The sequence below is a fragment of the Acinetobacter silvestris genome (assembly GCF_002135235.1).
Lineage (GTDB): Bacteria > Pseudomonadota > Gammaproteobacteria > Pseudomonadales > Moraxellaceae > Acinetobacter > Acinetobacter silvestris.
The window spans coordinates 18,517-40,318 of sequence record NZ_NEGB01000005.1; the positions used below are offsets into that span (position 1 = coordinate 18,517).

18 protein-coding genes are annotated in these 21,802 nt (G+C 37.7%); 8 read left to right on the forward strand and 10 right to left on the reverse strand.

The window, feature by feature from the left end; all coding sequences use genetic code 11:
* Window positions 1-11 precede the first annotated feature (11 nt).
* From B9T28_RS09310 to B9T28_RS09340, 7 genes are all read right to left on the reverse strand, one after another.
* Window positions 12-620, reverse strand: a complete 609-nt coding sequence (locus B9T28_RS09310; RefSeq protein ID WP_086203710.1) for a malonate decarboxylase holo-ACP synthase — start codon at window positions 618-620, stop codon at window positions 12-14.
* Window positions 610-2,292 carry a biotin-independent malonate decarboxylase subunit beta gene (locus tag B9T28_RS15030; RefSeq protein ID WP_086203711.1) on the reverse strand — a complete coding sequence of 561 codons (1,683 nt, stop codon included), beginning with the start codon at window positions 2,290-2,292 and terminating at the stop codon, window positions 610-612. Before B9T28_RS15030 ends, B9T28_RS09310 begins: the two co-directional genes overlap by 11 nt.
* Window positions 2,285-2,584, reverse strand: coding sequence for a malonate decarboxylase subunit delta (locus B9T28_RS09320; protein ID WP_086203712.1), 300 nt, complete (start codon window positions 2,582-2,584; stop codon window positions 2,285-2,287). Before B9T28_RS09320 ends, B9T28_RS15030 begins: the two co-directional genes overlap by 8 nt.
* A gap of 2 nt (window positions 2,585-2,586) precedes the next feature.
* Window positions 2,587-3,471: a triphosphoribosyl-dephospho-CoA synthase gene (locus B9T28_RS09325; RefSeq protein WP_086203713.1), complete on the reverse strand. Its 885-nt coding sequence runs from the start codon at window positions 3,469-3,471 to the stop codon at window positions 2,587-2,589.
* Entirely contained in the window at window positions 3,471-5,150 is a 1,680-nt protein-coding gene (mdcA, locus tag B9T28_RS09330) for a malonate decarboxylase subunit alpha (protein ID WP_086203714.1), read from the reverse strand. The genes B9T28_RS09325 and mdcA overlap by 1 nt, the downstream gene beginning before the upstream one ends.
* 601 nt (window positions 5,151-5,751) lie before the next feature.
* Entirely contained in the window at window positions 5,752-6,717 is a 966-nt protein-coding gene (locus B9T28_RS09335; protein ID WP_086203715.1) for a lipase secretion chaperone, read from the reverse strand.
* Window positions 6,718-6,726: 9 nt separating this feature from the next.
* Window positions 6,727-8,049, reverse strand: a complete 1,323-nt coding sequence (locus tag B9T28_RS09340) for a sphingomyelin phosphodiesterase (RefSeq protein ID WP_171263502.1) — start codon at window positions 8,047-8,049, stop codon at window positions 6,727-6,729.
* A gap of 403 nt (window positions 8,050-8,452) precedes the next feature.
* Here B9T28_RS09340 and B9T28_RS09345 point away from each other — a divergent pair, with 403 nt between their 5' ends.
* The 4 genes from B9T28_RS09345 (at window position 8,453) to B9T28_RS09360 (ending at window position 12,911) form a co-directional block, all read left to right on the forward strand.
* Entirely contained in the window at window positions 8,453-8,767 is a 315-nt protein-coding gene (locus tag B9T28_RS09345) for an ArsR/SmtB family transcription factor (RefSeq protein ID WP_086203717.1), read from the forward strand.
* A gap of 110 nt (window positions 8,768-8,877) precedes the next feature.
* Window positions 8,878-10,632: a SulP family inorganic anion transporter gene (locus B9T28_RS09350; RefSeq protein ID WP_086203718.1), complete on the forward strand. Its 1,755-nt coding sequence runs from the start codon at window positions 8,878-8,880 to the stop codon at window positions 10,630-10,632.
* A gap of 167 nt (window positions 10,633-10,799) precedes the next feature.
* On the forward strand, window positions 10,800-11,996 hold the full coding sequence (gene sstT, locus B9T28_RS09355; protein ID WP_086203719.1) for a serine/threonine transporter SstT: 1,197 nt from the start codon (window positions 10,800-10,802) through the stop codon (window positions 11,994-11,996).
* 378 nt (window positions 11,997-12,374) lie between these two features.
* Window positions 12,375-12,911 carry a DUF2058 domain-containing protein gene (locus B9T28_RS09360; RefSeq protein WP_086203720.1) on the forward strand — a complete coding sequence of 179 codons (537 nt, stop codon included), beginning with the start codon at window positions 12,375-12,377 and terminating at the stop codon, window positions 12,909-12,911.
* A gap of 94 nt (window positions 12,912-13,005) precedes the next feature.
* Here the strand turns inward: B9T28_RS09360 and B9T28_RS09365 are convergent, their stop codons facing one another.
* A complete protein-coding gene (locus B9T28_RS09365; RefSeq protein ID WP_252053588.1) occupies window positions 13,006-13,662 on the reverse strand; it encodes a hypothetical protein in 657 nt (218 codons plus the stop codon).
* 108 nt (window positions 13,663-13,770) lie between these two features.
* A complete protein-coding gene (locus tag B9T28_RS09370) occupies window positions 13,771-15,891 on the reverse strand; it encodes a TonB-dependent siderophore receptor (RefSeq protein ID WP_434057133.1) in 2,121 nt (706 codons plus the stop codon).
* A 588-nt stretch (window positions 15,892-16,479) separates the two neighbouring features.
* Here B9T28_RS09370 and B9T28_RS09375 point away from each other — a divergent pair.
* The 4 genes from B9T28_RS09375 (at window position 16,480) to gcvH (ending at window position 20,354) form a co-directional block, all read left to right on the forward strand.
* Window positions 16,480-18,333 (forward strand): ABC transporter ATP-binding protein, encoded by a 1,854-nt coding sequence (locus B9T28_RS09375; protein ID WP_086203722.1) that lies wholly within the window; start codon window positions 16,480-16,482, stop codon window positions 18,331-18,333.
* A 1-nt stretch (window position 18,334) separates the two neighbouring features.
* Window positions 18,335-18,778 carry a MaoC family dehydratase gene (locus B9T28_RS09380; protein WP_086203723.1) on the forward strand — a complete coding sequence of 148 codons (444 nt, stop codon included), beginning with the start codon at window positions 18,335-18,337 and terminating at the stop codon, window positions 18,776-18,778.
* A gap of 102 nt (window positions 18,779-18,880) precedes the next feature.
* Complete coding sequence (locus tag B9T28_RS09385; protein WP_086203724.1) at window positions 18,881-19,909, forward strand: AraC family transcriptional regulator; 1,029 nt, start codon at window positions 18,881-18,883, stop codon at window positions 19,907-19,909.
* Window positions 19,910-19,979: 70 nt separating this feature from the next.
* Window positions 19,980-20,354 carry a glycine cleavage system protein GcvH gene (gene gcvH, locus B9T28_RS09390; protein ID WP_086203725.1) on the forward strand — a complete coding sequence of 125 codons (375 nt, stop codon included), beginning with the start codon at window positions 19,980-19,982 and terminating at the stop codon, window positions 20,352-20,354.
* Between the two features lie 164 nt (window positions 20,355-20,518).
* Here the strand turns inward: gcvH and B9T28_RS09395 are convergent, their stop codons facing one another.
* Window positions 20,519-21,691 carry a PilT/PilU family type 4a pilus ATPase gene (locus B9T28_RS09395; RefSeq protein ID WP_086203726.1) on the reverse strand — a complete coding sequence of 391 codons (1,173 nt, stop codon included), beginning with the start codon at window positions 21,689-21,691 and terminating at the stop codon, window positions 20,519-20,521.
* Between the last annotated feature and the right edge of the window lie 111 nt (window positions 21,692-21,802).

Sequence of the window (21,802 nt, forward strand, 5' to 3'; positions counted from 1 at the left end):
CCATCATCCCTTTACAGCCAAGGATTATTTACCAAAACGGCACCATCATTTCGTTTTAGTAATACTTTCCCTGTAGAGCTTGCCCATTCTTTAAGTGCTACACCACCCTTTGGTGTTTGTAGTTGCACATCCAGTTTTAATTCAGTTTGTTCCAGTTGTTGAAGCAATTGTTTAGCTTCATCCTTAGCCAAGAATTCCTCTGTCCGAATCAACAAGTCAATGTCACTGTTTTCAGTTACAGTCTGAATACCTGTTGCCAGCTCAAATCCAACGCTACCTGTATATCCCCATGTCCAACGTTTTTGATTCAATATGTTCTGAATCATCCGCAATTGGTTCATTAAATATGGAAAACGGTCTAAATCCACATTACTCAATGCCTCTGGTTTTAACTGCTTGGTAATTGCAGAAACTGGCATTTGTGTCGCATAACGTAGATGTCTTGCTGTACCACGAATTCCAACTGCAACGACTGTGGAATTTGTTGTCGCACGGCGCACCACAACGGGTTGCTCTTGTGCAATAGCAGCCTTGACCCACACAGGCGCATTACTATCCAAAAAATCATAGCGCATCCCCCATAACAGGTCATGTGCTTGAAGTGGAGTTTCAGTCTGCATACCATTGCTCACGCAATAATTCACGTACTTTTTTCGAGGCTTGTCGGTTTTCACCATGTAAACGATGTTCAAGTCCCGTTGAACCAATAACTTGGATGTCATTCAATGCATGTAAAAATGCATTTTGAACAGATGCAATATCTTCAATTGTCGGTTGTTCAGGGCTCACAACGGTTAAAAGATCAGATAACAAGCCTAATGTGGCATAGCTTTCAATGTCATAGGCCATAGGTGGAATATTTGCTGCAAGTTTTTCTAGCTCATCCACAGTACGCAGTGTCACACGGGCAGCAGACTCTTTCCCCATGGCATGCACCATAACACCTGTATCTTTAAGTGCAATGATACGATTTGCTTGGTAGCCATGTGCTAAAAATGCACCTGACATTGACTTGCCAACCAGTAAACTAATGATAGGATGCCCTGCCAACCGTGCTCGTGCATAACTATCGACAGCACCAGCGAGCGCTTGATGGATACCAAAAAGTTCTTCACGTCGACCATAAGCCTGACTTGGAACATCGACAATACATAAAATGGCACGTTTATGATCACGATCTAGATCAGCTTGGATGACATCATCCACGACTTTGGCTAAAGTCCAACCTTCTAGCAATCCCACTTCACCACTTTGGGCACGCGGATAAAGATTGTGTTGATGCGGAACAACAGCAATGACTCGAACTGTTTTCCCTGAAATTTGTCCATCTGCAATCCAAACAGACTCTACAGCATCTTTAATCTGGACAAAATCAGCAGTGAGTGCCTTAAACCAGTTTTGGCCACGTGTTGATGTTTTAACTGCATGTACATCCATATTCATGCTTGTTCTCCTTGATATAAAGTCCAAACTTGAAGCGGGTGTAGCCTGAACCGTAGTATCAACAGCCTGTAAATGATTCAAATAAAAATCATAGTTTGAGCTACGATGTAACTCTGGTTGCCCTTGAATTAAATACTGTAAAACTTGTTGCTGAATCTGCTGACAATCATCTTCAACATAAGCATCAACCAAGCCACTTGCAAAACGCTGTTGTCCGCCAGTAATACTCCAAATAAATGGTCGATCCTTAGAGTCATATTCTTGTACGCCAGCTTCTTGTTCAATGACTTGTGGGCCGTTTAGTCCTAAACGTCCTTCTTGGGTCATAATTAAATAACTGCATAATGCCGCTGCAATCGACATGCCACCAAAACAACCAACACTTCCAGCAATAACGCCGATAACAGGTTGATATTGTCTCAGTGCCACGATTGCGGCTTGTATTTCTGCAATGGCAGCCAACCCTAAATTTGCTTCTTGTAACCGAACGCCACCTGTTTCAAGCAATAAAATAGCGGCAGTCGGAATTCCTTTAAGGTTATCTTCGACAGCAAGTTCTAATGCACCCGCAATTTTTGCACCGCCAACTTCGCCTAGGCTTCCGCCCTGAAAATTACCTTCAATCGAAATAATAACGACTGGTTTTTGCTGCAGTGTACCTTTTGCAACCACAACACCATCATCCGCTTGTGGCACAATATTCTGCTTGGGTAGCCACGGCGACATCATTTGTGCAAAAGGATCTAATAACTCACGAAAGCTTTGTTCATCTAATAATGCTTTGGCACGTTCTCGAGCACTCAGTTCAATAAAGCTTTTCTTAGCCAGTAAAGTTTGTAAATCAGCCACGGCTCACCTCCTCAAATGCTTGTTCTAAACGTAAGCGAACAACACCGGGTGTTGCACCAAAATCATGAATATCAATATGTACAGCTAGTGGCTTTTGTTCAGCAAACATCCGCTCAAATAAGTTTTCCCAACGCTTTGAACTACCATCAACTGAGGTGACAACTTGAATTGAAATTTTTCCTGTTGAATTGGGTTGCATTAAAACTTCTAAATCACCAGAACCGACGCAACCAACCAATGCTTTTTTAGTGGGTGTACTACCCGCAGAAAATTCAAAATTAAGTGTTTCCATGACTACACATCCAATTTATTTTTAAAATAAAGTTGCTCAACACGATCAATAAATAATGTGGTTGCAAGTAAATCTGCCACTCCACCTGGTGAGGCTCTTAAACGTAAAAGGTCTTGTTCTAAGAAATCAAATTCACGTTGTCCAGCGACAGTTGAATAACCGCCCAGTGCGAGCACCTTTTGAGCACCTTGTTGCATACGCACTAATCCTGCTTCTCCTGCACGATATAAAACGCAGGTATCATCAAGCGTGGTCATCATGGCCAGCAAAGCATCTATTCGTGCGGTTGTTTCATTGCCCTGTGTTTGACGGCTTTTATACAGTTCAGGTAATCCAAAACTTACAATTGCAGGAAAACCTTGTTGTGCTTGTGCCTTAGCACCACTTATCCCTAAGGCTTTTTGTACTTGTTGACCGTGACTTAAGGCCTGTTGAGGAATAAACCGATCTTCCAGTTGCGCAATTTTCCCTGCCAATTGACATAGTTCAATGGCTTGTACTGGTTTGGCATCTAAGCTCATCAAGGCACTTGCTGTGACCAACAGTCCTAATGCCCAAATTGCGCCACGATGGGTATTCACCCCATGGGTTGTCTGTAACATAGTGGCTTCACCCACACGACCAATTTCACCAATTGCCTCACGTAAGGCTTGCGAACAAGTTCTATGTTGAACAGCAACCTGTGCCATTGCCACAAACATCGGATGTAAACTACGAGCTGAACGCTCCATCAAATCCAATGTTAAATCATCATGTGCGCCACTTCCACGTTGATCGACCAACGCAGGTTTTGGGGTTAAATTGACTTCTGCAACCAAGGCATTGACTGCAAAATCTGCAAGCAAAATACAATGTTGGCTAATATAGGATTGAACACGTGCATTCATTACCAACTCCTAAATTTTGCTGGAGGCTGATATAGTCCATCAGACCATGTCACAAGATCAGCAATATTTTTTGCAGCTAATAATTCACGTGTGGCATCGGTACGACGAATTCCCAAATCTTCTGGAAATACAACCAAGCCTTCACGTCTTAAACGTTCTGTTGTTTTAGGATTGTGGTTTAAGCCAATTTCAGTCACTCCTGCAACCGCAGCAATCATCTCCTGACGTTCTTCTAAACTTCTGGCTTTATACAGATATGCAATGCCTTCTTCTGTTAAAAGGTGCGTCACATCATCGCCATAAATCATAATTGGAGCGAGTGGCATGCCCGCTTTTTTAGCAACTTCTACTGCATCTAAGGTATGTACAAAAGTCGGTTTTCCACCTTCTTGGAAGGTTTCTACCATTTGTACAACCAATTTTTTACCACGTGCAAGATAAGTATCTGTTTCTGTTGCACCTGAAGGACGCATATCTAACCATGCAGGTGTCGCATGACGTCGCCCACGCGGATCATGCCCCATATTGGGTGCACCACCAAAACCAGCTAAACGACCTTTGGTTACTGTTGAAGAATGCCCACTACCATCGACTTGCAAGGTTGCGCCAATAAATAAATCCACCGCATATTGTCCTGCAAGCTGACACATCATTCGATTTGAACGTAGAGAACCATCCCGCCCTGTAAAAAATACATCTGGTCGTGCTGCAACGTATTTTTCCATGCCCAGTTCTGTACCAAAACAATGCACACTTTCAACCCAACCACTTTCAATTGCAGGAATTAAGGTTGGATGAGGGTTGAGCGTCCAATTGCGACAGATCTTGCCTTTTAAACCTAAAGACTCACCGTAAGTTGGTAAAATCAGTTCAATTGCCGCAGTATTAAACCCAATTCCGTGATTCAAAGACTGTACATTATGACGTTCATAAATCCCTCGAATTGCCATCATCGCCATTAAGATATGTACAGGTTTGATATGCTTCGGATCGCGAGTAAATAAAGGTTCAATATAGAAAGGCTTATCAGCAACAACCACAAAGTCGACCCAAGAAGCAGGAATATCAACCCGAGGTAGATCTTTAACGTCATCCACCAGCTCATTAACCTGCACAATTACAATGCCATCACTAAAGGCCGCAGGTTCAATCAGTGCAGGAGTATCTTCAGTACTTGCACCTGTATAAATATTGCCTTCGCGATCCGCCATGAAACCTGCGGAAAGCACAACATTTGGAATTAAATCGACCAATAAACGTGAGTAGAGTTCAATATAGGTATGAATTGCACCAATTTCGAGTAGTCCATCTTCAATAAGCTGGCTAATGCGTAAACTTTGTGTGCCAGCAAATGAAAAATCAAGCTTACGAGCAATACCTTTTTCAAATAAATCCAGATGTTCAGGACGCCCTACGCTTGGCATGATCATATGTAGGTCGTGTAAAATATCAGAGTTCGTTTGTGCCAATGAGCGAGAAAGGAAATCGGCTTGTTTTTGGTTATTTCCCTCTAAAACAACGCGGTCACCCGCCTTAATTAAGATTTCTAACACCTGAACAATATCTTGCGCTGGAATGACGACACCATCGGCATACTGACTGACCATGTCTATTTTTAGTTGTTTGGCATGTCGCCGTGTATTCCATTTACGCTCTATGTTCTGAACCGAACCATTCATGTCATTTATCCTAATTCTGTATTTTGATCTAAGCCTATAAGAGCCTTTTCTGAGTCTTTGATCAATCAACCTTAAGTCACTTTCATTAACTTTAAGTTAATATTGACATTGAATATTAGGTTTAAATAAATGGATTTTTAGAATGATGGTGGTGATTCAAGTTGAGATAATTTTAATAGATAAGCCAATTGCTAAATATTTTTGTACGACCAATCTTATTTTTATATAGTTGAAATTAATATTGAGTTGGTTTCTAATTTATATCAGGCCTTCAAATATAGAAAATACAGCCATTTGATAATAACTATTTCTAAACTTCATGAAGTTTTAAATTATTCATCTAACAAGAAAATTATTACTTTAATTAAAAATACTTGGTTTTTAATTAAAGTAATATCAATTTGTGAAGTAATTTTTTGGTAAGCATAAGTTAAATAAAATATCGGAGATTATGGCTTATACAACTCAGTTGTATTTACAGTTCAACATCATGGATATGAAAAATTTATTCATGATGTTGAGTAGGCTAAGTAATATAATATTCGTTATGAAGGAATCCTGTACTATCTAAACCGTTGGATCTAGTGATTAATTTTTATACCTAATTAAAATGCTTTTGTCGTAGTTGCTCAAGCCGTAGTTGATACTGCTGTTGCCAAGCACTGTCAGGCAAATTTTGTTTTTGCTGATTCATTTCTTGGTTTAAAGTCGCAAGCTCCGATTGATAACGTTCCATTTGTTGTTGTTGCTGAGTGACTTGTTGTTCTCGCTCAACCAATTGTGCGGCTTCTTTGGGCGAGAAGTAGCTGTTAAGCAATTGTTGGGTAATTTTATGTTGTTGTACAGGATCAGTGACACCAATTAAAGCCAATTTAAGTGCTTTATCATAACTACCACTTTGACCATCAATATTTTTGCTTGGATTTTTATACTGCTGTTGTAGTTGCGCAAGTTCACTCAGCCGTTGCTGTTGTGTCATTTGTGGTGCACGATTTAGGAGTTCACCATAGGCAAACTGATAGCTGGCAAATTCTTTTTCTTCGCCAAAGCCGAGTTGTGCTTCCTTTTGACCTAAAGTCTGCTCACGTAAATTCCAAATTTCCTGATAACGCTGCTGTGGCGTCATTTGCGTCGACATTATTTTAGCTTGCATGGCTTTTTCGTAGAGCGGTAGGCGTTCAATTAATTGCTCTAAAGTTTGGGCAAATTGTCGATCAGGATATTCCGCTAATATTTGTTTTAACAGTGCCTGACAATGTTTATCAGGGCAGTTTTGCTGTAACTGAGTCAATAATTGAGTGATATTGCCTGGATTTTTTTGAAAGAGTTGAATTATTTGTTTGATCAATTCTTGTTGCTGTTGTTGATGCATTTTTGATTCGTCATTGTTTGCATCAGCAAGCTTATCTTGCAAACCCATTGGCTGCCCAGTTTTTGTTAAGGATGGTGATGAGGTCTGAGTTTGATCCGAGTTTGATGTGGCATATGATGGGCCAAGACCCAACCATATACCAACACCAATCACCGATAAACTCAGCACCAAAGCGATAAACCTAAAGTGCTTCATTGATATTCCTTATGGGTTATATTGGAATTGACCCATGACTGGGAAGTGGTCAGATAAATCCCAAGTCATAAATAATGAATCAGCAGTTGAGCGAATAATGCGTACATCGTTACGTGCTTGCATGGGTTGACGATGATTATTAGATGACACAACATAATCTAAATATTCAACGGTAGAACCACCAGTTAAGCCAGCACCCGAGAGCTTGTTGACACGTGGATCAAAAGTCGACTCGGTATAACCCGTGCTAACTGGAACAGTACCATTGAGGTTGATTTGCATTTGAGCATAATCTTGAGGCCACAGTAGTTTGTTAACGTTAAAGTCACCTCCCATCAATACGGCATCAAATGATGGAATATTTTGTTTATCGACCAAAGCTCGAATTTGCTTAAATTGTTGCTGGCGTAGGTCTCGTGCCGCATCGGTATCAAATGAAGCAGTATGCGTTGAGGTTACATGGTAAGCCTTCCCATTTTTCAGAATTTCAGCATAAACCACGCCTTTATCTGCAAAACAATCAATGCCTGTACAGCTTGGATAAATAAAGTGGTCCATCTTCACAATTGGGTAACGACTCGCAATCAGTGTGCCACTGTCATAAATATTAAAGCCTGAACCCACAGGAATATATGTTTGATAAGGATATTCCTGTGCTAATTTAGCCAACATTGCAGTACGGCCAGCAGCAAAAGTTTCTTGAAATAAAATGGCGTCGTAGCCTTTGAGGTTTTGTGGTAGTTGACCTAAGCGTTCATCAATTTTACTCGCAACTAAAGGCAGCGCATAAATATTATAGGTTAATACTTTAAACTCGTTAGCACTACTTACAACAGGTTCTGGCACCGTGTTTTGATGAATGGTGTAGTGGAAATCATCATAACCGCCCGTGAGTTCAGCTTTAAATGCCGTTTGGGCTAATTTACCCGCATAGTTGGTGCTGTAGCGCTGAATATTACGATCGTTGAACCATGGTGCAGAAAAATCACTGCCAGAAGCCGAATGCTTAATATCACTGCCAGACCAAGTGCCGGTCATCGATTGTTTCAGCGTTACACTTGAGCCACCACCCGTAATCACGGTATCAAAATTATAAGTTTGACCCGACTTTACACCCGTATAACGGTTATAACGCAGTACACGCTTGGTCTCGTAAGGGGCAATTTGGGTGGCTTCTTGTGCCCATTCGCTTCCTTGGACTAAGGTGCGTGTCCCGTAATGATTAATATTGACAGATACCGTTTCAGGGGTAGTATTGGTCACATAAATGTATGAGTCGGCAATCGCTTGCTGACTGCATAGTAAGAATGATAGCCATACGATATTTGTCATTAAGTTTTTATTAGATTGGGTGATCATTAGTCCCCTCCATGATGTTTTTATTAAGTATTATGTAAACAATATGCAAGAGTCACTATGACATGAATTTTTTTCAAGTCAGTGACAATGTACGACAGTCATTTTACTTTCTGACGAATGAACAGCAAAAAAATGATTTAAAGTTAAAAGTGCGATTGCTTTCACCATGATAGTTAGATAAGTATAAAATCTTGAGGAACACTCAACTACTTTATGTCTATGTAACAAAGCCTATTTTCACTATAAAATAGTCGTCATCAATGTTTAACCTATCTGCTATCAAACAGATCATTTATTTGATTAAAAATATTTTTATAAAAAACTATTTACCCATAAAGCGTTATAATATTTCGTTCTCAAAATTAAGGGAAATGGGATGAGTCAAAATATCGAAATTGAAGCGATGCGCAATGCTGCTGATACCGTCGTTGTTGCTTTAAAATCTTTAGCCAATACAGATCGCTTACTTATTTTGTGCCATTTAGTTCAAGAAGAATTAAATGTTTCTGAAATTGAAGAAAAAACTCAAATTATGCAGCCAACACTTTCACAGCAATTGATGATGCTTAGAAAAAATGATGTCGTCAAAACACGCCGTGATGGGAAACAAATTTATTATTCAATTAAAGATGAAAAGCTGACGCTAATTTTAAGTCAGCTGTATCAACTCTATTGTCCCATTCAACTGTAATTATGATTTCGTTTTAACGAATCCTCGTTCTCTTTTATTCTAAAGTGTTCTCTGTCTTTTTTAGCTTTTTTTCTGCATAATATATACATAAATGTGATAAAGATTTATGTATGGCTCATTCAAAGTTTAAAGTTCTTACCTTTTTGCCAGCTTGGCAATGGTTAAAAGACTATGATTCGCCTACATTTAAAGCTGATTTACTCGCTTCACTCATTGTCATCGCCATGCTTGTCCCGCAGGGTATGGCTTATGCCATAGTTGCAGGCTTACCTCCAATTACTGGGTTATACGCAAGTATTCTTCCGATGATCATCTATGCATTGATTGGTGGCAGTTCTACACTGTCTATTGGCCCTGTTGCATTAATTTCAATGATGACTTTTGCGACATTGAGTCCATTGTTTGAAGTTGGATCAGCAATATATATTCAGGCAGCATGCTTACTTGCATTAATGGTCGGCATCATTTCCTTCTTACTGGGTATTTTTAAATTTGGTTTTTTAATTCGTTTAATTAGTCATCCCGTAATTAAAAGTTTCATTATTGCTTCGGCTGTTCTCATCGCCTTTAGTCAAATTAAATTATTATTTGATATCCCTTTAAAAGCCGATAATATTTCTAGTTTTATAGTCAGTACTTGGCAATATTTTCCTTATACGAATATCGCAACTTTTGTATTTGGAATGATTTCTATTTTATTCCTTGTTTTAACGCCTAAATTACTAAATTCAGCTTTTTTTTCCAAGAAAGTCTCAAGCGCTGTACGCTCAAATTTAACAAAAGCCTTGCCATTAATTTTGGTCTTTGCTTCTATTTTATTGGTACATTTTGCTCATTTGGATCATTTAGGGATTAAAACAGTGGGTGAAATCCCTTCAGAATTTCCTCCCATCAATATGCCATATTGGTCATGGGCATTAATTGTTAAACTGTTCCCTGGTGCAGTGATGATTGCCATGGTGAGCTTTGTGGAATCTATTTCCATTGCACAAGCGACCGCATTCCAAAAGCGTAAAAACCTCAATAGTAACCAAGAGCTTATCGCATTAGGTTTAGCAAATATAGGGGCGGGTCTCTCCTCCTCTTTCCCTGTCACCGGTAGTTTATCCCGTACAGTGGTCAATGCTGATGCAGGCGCAAAAACACCAATGGCAGGTGTAATTTCCTCAATCTTTATTATTATTGTCAGTCTATATTTTACTGGATTATTCCGTGAATTACCGCTAGCGATTTTAGCTGCAACAATCATGGTATCTATTTGGAAGTTGGTTGATTTTAAACCTTTTTTCGAGACATGGCATTATTCCAAAGCAGATGGTATTGCCATGTGGGTAACATTTTTTGGGGTACTTTGTTTTGATATTTCTACAGGTTTAATTATCGGGGTAATTTCAACATTTATACTTTTACTATGGCGAATCAGCCGCCCACATATTGCAGTCATTGGCTTAATACAAGATACGCAGCACTTTAGAAATATAAGCCGTCATAACGTTATTACCAATCCTCAAATTGTTTCAATACGAATTGATGAAAGTCTCACTTTTTTAAATGCCAATGCTTTAATGGAATTTATTATTGCTGAAGTAAGCCAAAATACCCTGCTGAAACATGTCATCATTAATTGTTCCAGTATCAGTTCTATAGATTTAAGCGCACTGGAAACTTTAGAAGAAATTAACGAAGAATTATTAAAATTAGATATTCAATTGCATTTTTCGGAAGTAAAAGGCCCTGTGATGGACAAATTGCAGCACTCTAAATTATTACAGCATCTTAGAGGTAAAATTTTTCTTTCACACTTTCAAGCCGTTCAAGAATTAGAAGCTGAAATTTCCTATTCACAGACATCGTATATGATCTAAATTTTTTCTGTTTTTTGGGTTTTATAAAAATTTTACAAAAAAACTTCTTATTTTTTAATATGATATTTTTTATCAACATTTTATTTTTAGCTGCAGCCATTTCGGTATAAAATAGCCGGCTTGTTTTTACTATTTTAAGCGCGAAAAGCTCTTGATAAGGCGCAATTATGTTCTCAGCCCTTGCACGGTTAAGTCTAGTTACTCGTATTCTCATTGCCATTATTTTAGGTGGTTTGGTTGCAATTTTATTTCCTAATGTTGCACCCTATGTGAGTATTTTGGGTGATATCTTCATTAAGGCTTTAAAATCAGTTGCTCCAATTTTAGTCTTTGTTTTAGTGCTGGCATCCATTACTAATTTTAAAGTGGGTGACGGTGCGAGCAATTTAAAACCTATTTTAATGATGTATGCGATTGGTATGTTATTAGCAGCGTTTAGTGCTGTTATTGCCAGTACCGCTTTTCCGAGTACGTTATTTTTATCAATCAGTCCAGAATCACAATTACAGCCCCCTGGAAGTATTGCTGAAGTTTTAAAAAATTTATTACTCAGCTTTATTACCAATCCAATTACAGCACTACATGAAGCAAACTTCATTGGTATTTTGGCTTGGGCAGTGGGATTGGGTGTTTCACTTCGTCATAGTTCAGATACGACCAAACGGGTGATTACCGATATTTCCGAAGCCGTAAATTCAATGATCCGTATGGTCATTAGTTTTGCGCCAGTCGGTATTTTTGGATTAGTCGTCACGACATTTGCTCAAGCGGGCTTAGAGACCTTAGCAAATTATGCTCATTTAGTTATTGTATTAGTCGTAACTATGGTTTTTGTCGCATTGGTCATTAATCCGATACTGGTTGCATTTGTAATGCGCAATAATCCCTATCCGTTGGTTTTTAAATGCCTAAAAGAAAGTGGGATTACTGCATTTTTTACCCGAAGTTCGGCTGCGAATATTCCTGTAAATTTAGATTTGGCCAAGCGTTTGGGTGTCACTGAATCAACTGCGAGCGTTGCTATTCCACTAGGGGCGACCATTAATATGGCAGGTGCAGCAGTAACCATTACTGTGCTGACCTTGGCAGCTGTAAATACGCTAAATATTCATGTTGACTTTGTGACCATGATTATTTTATCGGTAGTTTCAGTTATTACCGCATGTGGTGCATCTGGTGTTGCCGGTGGTTCATTATTACTGATTCCTATCGCTTGTGGTTTATTTGGTATCCCAACTGAAGTTTCAATGCAAATTGTTGCCATTGGTATGGTCATTAGCGTATTACAAGATTCAACTGAAACAGCATTAAACTCTTCTACTGATATCTTATTTACTGCAGCTGTCGATTTAAGTAAAAAGTAATATATGGATTCATATGGTATTTCTATTTTGACATCCCTATGCCTTTAACATTTTCCTATTTGGATTCAACCTGATGCTGTCATGCTCGCAACTCATGCGGGCATGATTAATCACTCTGCTTGATTAGAACCTTGCATCAAACTTTCACATGTGATGGGTAATGTCAGCCTATTGGCGTGAGCGCTTGTCTCTCAATACTTCGATCCATATATGAATCTTACCCAAATTTATTTTGAGGATTATTGCAACCCTGCTCTATCCTTATTTACAATTAAATACCTTCCTTTTACCCGCAGCACTAGTTTTACTTTATGCGTGGTATATTGGTGGCGATATTTTCAAAATTCTTTTGCTCAAAAGTAATGGTTGGTAGTTAAAATGGTTAAAAATGCGTTACAAGCTCAGTTGCTCAAAGCTGGCTTAGTTGATAATAAAAAAGCAAAAAAACTGTCTAAACAGGTGCAACATGAGCAACGAACGGGTCAGAGCAGTGAAACTGAACTTAAAGCTAAAATTGAGCAAGATAAACAGGAAAAAATTGCAAAAGATCAATCGTTAAATATGGAGAAACAACGCCAACTTGACGAGAAAGCCCTTAAAGCTTCAATCATCCAAATGATTAGTCAACATCAAATTAAAGATACCGATGGTGACGTTGCTTACCAATTCATTGATGATGCTAAAATTAAGAAGGTCTATATTAATCAGCAAATCTATAATGCCCTAGTTTCAGGAAGTTTGATTATTGCCAAAGATCATGATCGTTATGCTTTTTTACCGAAAGAACTCGCAGAGCGAATCAATGAGAAAATGCAAGGTTTCTTAATTATGAATAATTCTGAAAAAAATGAAGAAATTACTGAAGAAGTAGATCCTTATGCTGCTTATGTCATTCCAGATGATTTGATGTGGTAAGTTTATAATCCAAGGTGCTTAGTGATTTAAGCACAATAAAATACATAGAAAATTAAAAACCAGCGAAATTAGCGCTGGTTTTTATATGAAAAAGTTAACCTTTTTGAGAGTGGGACAACAGCCATATGATTGCTGTATCAAATAGCTTCACTCCATCCGGATTTAAATTGGTGAAAGTGTCATTATTTAAAAAAAACATCATCCTTTTTGCAGGTGCAACAGTTTCATAATCCATTGTAGCTCCCTTTTCATAAGCCCAAATGGCAGGTTTTTCTGGTTGGCCATAAATGGTTGCGATGATCGTTGCACCTAAACCTGGTTTCCCCCAACTCATTGGTGCTTGAGCTTGATAGACATTTAATGTTCCTGCAGCTAAATTAGCCGATAAAGGATGTGGTGCATTCACCATCCATAAATGTCGATCTTTTTCAACTTCACCAAAGTCGGTATCTGAACGTTTTCCTGTCATTGCCAAATCATCTAGATAATCATTTTCCCAAGTCAGTAAAGGAATTGCTAATTGTCGCCATCCTTGCTTCAAATTTTTTGAAGCAACCGTTGAAGAAATAATAACTAAATCGATATTCTTAATTTGATTAGGTGATTGAGTCTGATCTACGACTTGAACATCATAGCCCAAATTTTGTAGATGTTTCTGAATCGCAAAATCAGTAACTGCTGATAGACTTTTAATTTGAGAAACAAGCATAATATTAGCTGATTTCGCAAAAATAGAATTTGCAGTTAGCATACAAATACTCATCGTGATTAATTTTAAAAATAGCTTTATCAACATTAATACTCTTTTAATGGAGCAATCACAGTAACGTAATTGCTCCTATTTAATCTTTCAAAATCATTAGAATTTTACAGTTGCACGTAAAACAGCTTGACGAGAATCACCTTGAGAAACTGTTAGGTTATTCACACTGGCTGTGTAATATGTAGTATCGAACATATTATTCAAATTCAATTTAAAATTAACATCTTGCTTTGCAATTTTAGTGTCATAACTAATAAAAGCATTGGCAATGGTATAATCTGGTAAGATAAATTTATTCTCAGTATCACCCGCACGTTTACCAACATAATTTCCAGCAAGACCCATTCGCAGTTGACCATTTAAGAAGTCACCATAATTATAAACCAGTGCTAAAGATGTGGTATTTTTTGCAACATTACCTAAACGGTTACCTACAAGGCTCGCCTTTTCATCTTCTTTAATTCCTGCATCTGTATAAGCATAGGTTAAAGTTGCATCGAGTTGATCGGTTAAACGCCCAGTAAGGTCAAGTTCTACACCTTTTGAGCCAACCTCGCCTGCTGTATGTAATTGAGTTTCACCATTCACCGTAATGGTATTCAATACATTTTGCTTTTTAATGTTATATAAGGCGAAATTGGCCTGTATACGATTATTTAACTCATATTTAGCACCTAATTCATAAGACTTAGACTTTTCAGGAGCAAGATTAGAGTCAATCACTTCACCGCTCATAGGAGCAATTGATGAAGATGGTTTAAGCGACTCGGTATAACTACCATATAGTGATAGTTGATCATTCCACTTATAAACTAAACCAGCATGAGGTAACCATGCATGATCATCCGTATTGGTATTTAAGCTAAATGGCCGTCCGCGTCCAGCCTGTTGTTGATATGCAAGATAACGTCCACCGAGTACAGCAATCCACTGATCATTTAAATGAATTGCATCCTGTAGATAAAAACCATAGGTATGGAGTTTATCCATTTGATCACTATCCGATGCAACAATATTTTTCGAGGGCTCGACTTGACCAAAAATTGGATTTAAATAATCCAATGTCGAAGTATTACCGCGCACCATATCAGGTCTAAAATATTTACGATATTCAATATCAGTTCCAAGTTGAATATCATTTTTTAAGCCAAAAATATTCATTGACCCATTTAAATAAGCTTGTGCTGCACTATCTACACTTTCAGCATTTAAGGTGGCATCAGTACGACGGGTGACGGTATGTTTGATAGTATCCAGTTTAGTTATACGGAGTTGATTGGCATCATAGCTTTCATAGTTATAGCTATACCCTAAATGCGCACTCCAATTGTCATTAATTTTATGGTCAACAGACAATTGTGCTAAATGATCTTCACCTTGCATTTGGTTGAAAGCTTCGTCTAAACGTGTATATTTTGAGATAGGTAAGGCTTTACCAGTGTTTAAATCAAAAACTGTTGAACGATCAAATGGCACATTAAAATCACGATATTGATAACTTAAATTAACTTGAGTTTGTCCATTATCCCAAGCCAAAGATGGTGCAATTAAAGTTTGTTTTGAATTACCAAAATTACGCCAATAGTCTGCATCAGAACGGTCCACAATCAATCGATATGCAAAATTACTATTCTCTATCGCACCTGTGGTATCAAAACTTGCACCATAACCATTTTTACCTGCTTCATAGCTTGAACCATACAATGAAACTTCTGTACTTTGTTCTTTCAAAGGCTTTTTAGTAACCACATTTATAACGCCACCAGGGTCCATAATACCGTAAAGTAAAGAAGCTGGACCTTTCAATACTTCAACTTGATCAACGGCTGCATTCATTACGCGACCTTGAACAATTGGCATACCATTGACCATAATTGAACCGTCTCGGTTATCTCCGAAACCACGTTTCATAACGGTATCTTGTGTTCCACCCAGAGTATTTCCTTGGGTAATACCACTCACTTGTGTCAGTGCATTATCTAAATTGGCAGGGTCATAATCCTGAATATATTGTTTTGAAACAATATTTACAGTTTGAGGTATTTCTAGATTTTTTGTATTACCTCTTAGTGTACTACCTGAAGATTGAGCCAAATAATGTGATATATCATCACTTTGTGCTATGACTTGAATGGTTTCGAGTTGCTGAATACTTTGTTGTTCTGTTGCATGTGTGATGCTCGGAAGAATGCAACCAAAACTAAATAATAATTTAATGCTAAGACTTAAAGTGTTTGATTTACGCACAGATATCTCAATATTGAAGTGGGAGAATTAAATTGGATATATTTTCCACAGATATTTCACTATCTAGGTCAGATAATGAGAATCACTTGTATTATACTTATCATAATATTTTAAATCCAATACAACCATTGATAAAAATCATAGGATATTGATTGCTTTATTTTAATAATTATTTGGTAAGGTAATGCAGTTATTATCAAATCAATATCTAGACAGATAAACAATCTATACTGACGGTCTTTAATCAACAATTAGAAAATCAATCGGTATATAATTGCAGATGCTTCATCAATATTGGTGCATTTAGACGGTGTAGAGATAGATATACCTTAAGGAACAGACTCAAAATTTATTGCTAATCGTGTGTCAATGCCAACCTTTTAGCAATATCAAATTTAGAATAGTTATGAAAGCTTCGATTAGGTATATTCGATACTTTAATGATGATTATTCCCGCATGTGACTTAAGTATGTATCAAACACACCTTTGGTTTCACTCCTCGATCGCCATCTATGCGCATGTATTGACAAATAATATCAACACCATAAGAGAATTTTATGCTGCAATGGTTCGAAAAATTAGTTGACCCCTATCCATCTAAAGGTTTAAACGAACCATTGCCACAAAAGTTTTTTCCTTTTGTTTGGCAAGCGGCTCATGGGGTAAAACGCTATTTATTGGTACTTATTTTACTAACTGCTGCCACTGCAAGTTTTGAAGCAATCTTTTTCTCTCAGATAGGACATTTGGTCGATTGGCTTACTCAGTCTAAACCAGAGAATTTTCTACAGAACCATAAATCAAATCTGATCGTACTCAGTTTCTTCTTATTTGGTAATATTTTATTTGCCAGTATGCAATCTGTAATACGTCATCAAATTTTATATAGTAGCTTTCCAATGCGTTTGCGTTGGAGATTTCATAACTTATTATTATTACAAGGTTTAGATTTTTTTCATAACGATTTTGCAGGACGGCTTTCTGCCAAAGTGATGCAAACCTCACTTGCTGTTCGTGAGTTTTGGGTCATTTTAGGTGATATGCTCACCTATGTTATTATTTATTTTATTACCATTAGTATTGTATTTGGTTCAATTTCACCCATTCTATTATTACCATTGTTTTTATGGTTAATTCTATTTGTTAGTTCTGCGTGCTTTTTTATTCCCAAACTAGGTAAAATCTCCAAAGAACAAGCCGATGCACGTGCTGTTATGACAGGTCGTGTTACAGATGCTTATACCAATATTCAGACAGTAAAACTTTTCGCACATGCAGGTCGTGAAAGCCAATATGCAAAAGAATCCATGCAAGAATTTATGCGCACTGTCTTTAAGCAAATGCGTTTGGGTACACTTTATGAAATAAGTACCAATATTTTGACAGCAGTTTTATTTTTTGGTGTATTGGGAACAGCTGTTTGGCTATGGTTACAAGGTCAGGCTGCAATTGGTGTTATCGCCGCAACTACAGCGATGATTCTTAAATTAAATAGTATGGCATCATTTATGATGTGGCAGACTTCTGCTCTGTTTGAAAATGTTGGAACCATTCAAGATGGGATGATGACACTGGGTAAGCCCATCAATATTCAAGATAAAGAAGATGCCAAACCGCTAAAAATTAGTGCGGGTGAAATTAAATTTGAAGACGTTACTTTTGCTTATAATGATAAAAATGTCATTGATCATTTTAATTTAACCATTCAACCAGGCGAAAAAATTGGTATTGTCGGCCGTTCCGGTGCTGGTAAATCAACGCTCATTCAGTTACTACTACATTTTTACACCATCAACCAAGGTCGTATTTCTATCGATGGACAAAATATAGAAGATATTACCCAAGATAGTTTACATAAAAATATTGCCTTAGTTACACAAGATACCTCGTTATTACATCGTTCTGTAGCAGAAAATATTAAATATGGACGACCCGATGCATCAGATGAAGAAATGTATGAGGCTGTTCGTAAAGCTAAAGCCGAGGAATTTATTCCAAGTTTGACTGACTTGCGTGGTAAAAAAGGTTATGAAGCGTATGTCGGTGAACGTGGCGTAAAATTATCAGGTGGACAACGCCAACGGATTGCAATTGCTCGAGTATTTTTAAAAGATGCGCCAATTCTGATTTTAGATGAAGCAACCAGTGCTTTAGATTCTGAAGTTGAGGCTGCGATTCAATCCAGTTTAGATGATTTAATGGCGGGTAAAACGGTCATTGCCATTGCTCATCGTTTATCGACCATTGCACAGATGGATCGTTTAATTGTATTAGATCAGGGGCATATTGCGGAGCAAGGAACGCATGAAGAACTCATTGCACAGCATGGTATTTATGCACAGCTTTGGCAGCGTCAAACAGGTGGTTTTTTAGTAGAACAACAGCAAATAAAGAACAAGGAACAAGTTTAATATGTTGTATTTAGAAGATTTAAATATAGGGGATCATTTTCAAAGTCGTGAATATGAAATCACTTTAGAAGAGGTTTTAGAATTTGCTCATAAATATGACCCTCAAGTCTTTCATACCGATGTTGAAAAAGCCAAGGAACATCCTATTTTTCAGGGTCTTGCCGCAAGTGGATGGCATACGTCAGCCATTACCATGCGTCTTTGGACTGAATGCTTTCCTATTGCGAAAGGTTTAATTGGTTCAGAATCCAGTCTACGTTGGCCAAAACCTACCCGCGTTGGCGATAAGATTCATGTAGAAGTCGAAATTGTCGCGATTACACCATCGAGAACTAAAATTGATCGTGCAATTGTGACCTATGTAACCCAAGCAAAAAATCAATATGGCGATGTGTTACTCATTTCTACGACTAAAATTGTGGTATTTAAAAGAGAATTTGAATAAAGACATTTTGTCTGTTAGACAATTTTTCTATGTCATGCCACAACTTCATGACAATATGTCGTTTAGCCAGCACGGATAATATGTGAGAGCAATGGATCGCAAATGAAAACAATGTCAACTCGTCCAGATCAGGGAATTCCTGGCGTTTATGGTCTTTTGTTACTAGATGTCGTTTCACGTTGGGGCTATAGTGCAGAAACCTTATTTGCACCGTTTCACTTTACCAGCGAAGAACTTGCAGAACCAGATTTTCGTATTTCTACACCAATCGCAAATGAATTGGTCAAACATGCTTTAAAAATGACGGGAGAAAGTACGCTAGGCTACCATCTTGGTACACAAATGCGTATTTCGATTCATGGCTTTATTGGTTATGCCATTATGACAGCCAGTGATATCACCGATGCATTGGTCTTAGCGAATCGATTTATTCAACTACGTATGCCCTTTTTACAACTGTATTTTTCAACTTTTGGTGAAAAAGCAACCTTACAATTACAATGTGATATTGCGATCGAACCATTACGCACAGAAATTGTCACCAGTTTGACCTTTGGCATTATGACCATGGCTAAAGCACTTACTGGAATTAGTGAATTAGAAGCGGATGTGGATTTTGATTTCCCACAGCCTGAAGGCTTTGATAAATATCTATCCAAAACCTCCTCTTATCATTTTCGCTTTGACCAACCGCATTTATTATCCAGTTTCGATAAAAAATATTTGGGCTTGAAAATGGTCAATGCGGATCCTATCTCTAGTCAAATTGCAATTAACCAATGCGAGTCCGAGCTTTCTGCATTAGGAGAGCGTCGTCGTTTAGCGATGCGAGTTCGTGATATTTTAACGCACTCAGAACAGCATTATTTAAGTATCGAAAATGTAGCTGACCGTTTACATATGTCAGATCGCACCTTAAAACGTCAACTAGCGGCAGAAGGAACATCCTTCTCGACCTTAGTGGATGAAGTTCGGTATCGGCATGCAACTTCTTTGCTTTCTCGTACAGATTATTCGCTAGAGCAAATTGCAGATGAACTTGGATATTCTGATGTTGCAAATTTCAGTCGTGCATTTAAACGTTGGAGTGGTCGTAGCCCAAGCAGTTGGCGTAAAGACCCCTATTTATAAACCTTTTGTTTTTATCGAAAAACCTGTATAACAATGGCAAAAAATAATTGAAACACTTTAAGGACTCATGATGAATCATCCTGCTGATTTAAAATATGCAACCACACATGAATGGGTAAAAATTGAGGGTGATTTGATCATCACTGGTATTTCTGATCATGCGCAAGATGCTTTAGGCGACTTAGTTTATGTAGAAGCACCTGAAGTCGGAACTCATTTAACCGCTGGACAACAAGCAGGCGGCGTTGAATCCGTTAAAACAGCTTCTGATATTCATGCACCTGTTTCAGGTACAGTGATTGAAGTAAATTCTGCGCTTGAAGATGATCCAGATTTTGTGAATGATGAACCATATGGTAAGGGTTGGATCTATAAAATTAAACCTGACAATATTGCTGATGTTGAAACACTATTAAATAGTAGTGAATATGAAGCTGGTCTTTAATTCTATTTGAATTATAAAAAAATCAGCCTGCCGGCTGATTTTTTTGTTGATCACATCCAAAAACCACGTCATGAACTCAAACAGCATTCTATTTCTTCCACTATAAATCATAAAATAGCATCTTTATGGATGCTGCTTTAAAGTAGAATAAAAAGTAAGCTTTTTTAAGCCCCGGCAGTTTCTGCTTCTTTCCTTTCAGCCATGCCAAATGATGATGTACTCTGTGGTTCTTCTCGCTGACGGGTACTTTTTAATTTAATTTGTAGACGAATTTCATTGACCGAATCAGCATTGCGCAATGCTTCATCATAACCAATCGAACCCTCATTATATAAATCAAACAAAGCCTGATCGAAAGTCTGCATACCGAGTTCACGTGACTTGGTCATGACTTCTTTTAATTCGTGGAAATTTCCTTTTAAAATAATATCTGAAACTAAAGGGGTATTCAGCATGATTTCTACTGCCGCACGACGACCTTTTCCATCTTCTGTTCGAATTAAACGTTGTGAAATAATCGCCTTCATATTGGATGATAAATCCATGAGTAACTGATTACGTCGTTCTTCTGGGAAAAAGTTAATAATTCGATCCAAGGTTTGGTTGGCATTATTAGAGTGCAGAGTACCTAAACATAAATGGCCAGTTTCAGCAAAAGCAATCGCATGCTCCATAGTTTCAGTATCACGGATTTCACCAATTAAAATGACATCTGGCGCCTGACGTAACGTGTTTTTTAAAGCATTATGCCAAGAATGGCAATCAACCCCCACTTCACGATGCGTAATCATTGATTTTTTATGTTTATGTACATATTCAACTGGATCTTCAACCGTAATAATGTGCCCTGCTGAATTTTCATTACGATGATCAATCATGGCAGCTAAAGACGTCGATTTACCTGAACCCGTACCACCCACAACCAAAATTAAGCCACGTTTTTCCATAATCACATCTTTCAGTGATTCAGGTAATTTTAATTTTTCAAAATTAGGAATTTCTGCGGTAATGGTACGAATAACCATCCCAACTTGTAATTGTTGTTGGAAAATATTGACACGAAAACGCGATACATTGGGAATTTGAATCGCAAAATTACATTCAAGTTCTGATGTAAATTCAGCACGTTGCTTTTCATTCATTAAACTATGTGCAAATAACTTGGTTTTTTCTGCACTTAAAGCTTGTTGCCCAATTGGCTTCATTAAACCTTGATGTTTAATACTGGGAGGAAAATCTGCTGAAATAAATAAATCTGAACCCCCATATTCCACTACTTTTGTCAGCATATGGAACATAAACTTTTGGGCTTCATCTAATAATTCATCAGTATACATAAAGCAGATTTCCCTTTGATTTGGATGTATTTTATACAGGTGTCGTGTTTTAAATGTATGTTTTAACAGTAAGTTAGCACATATTTATTATCTGTTTTATATGATGCACAA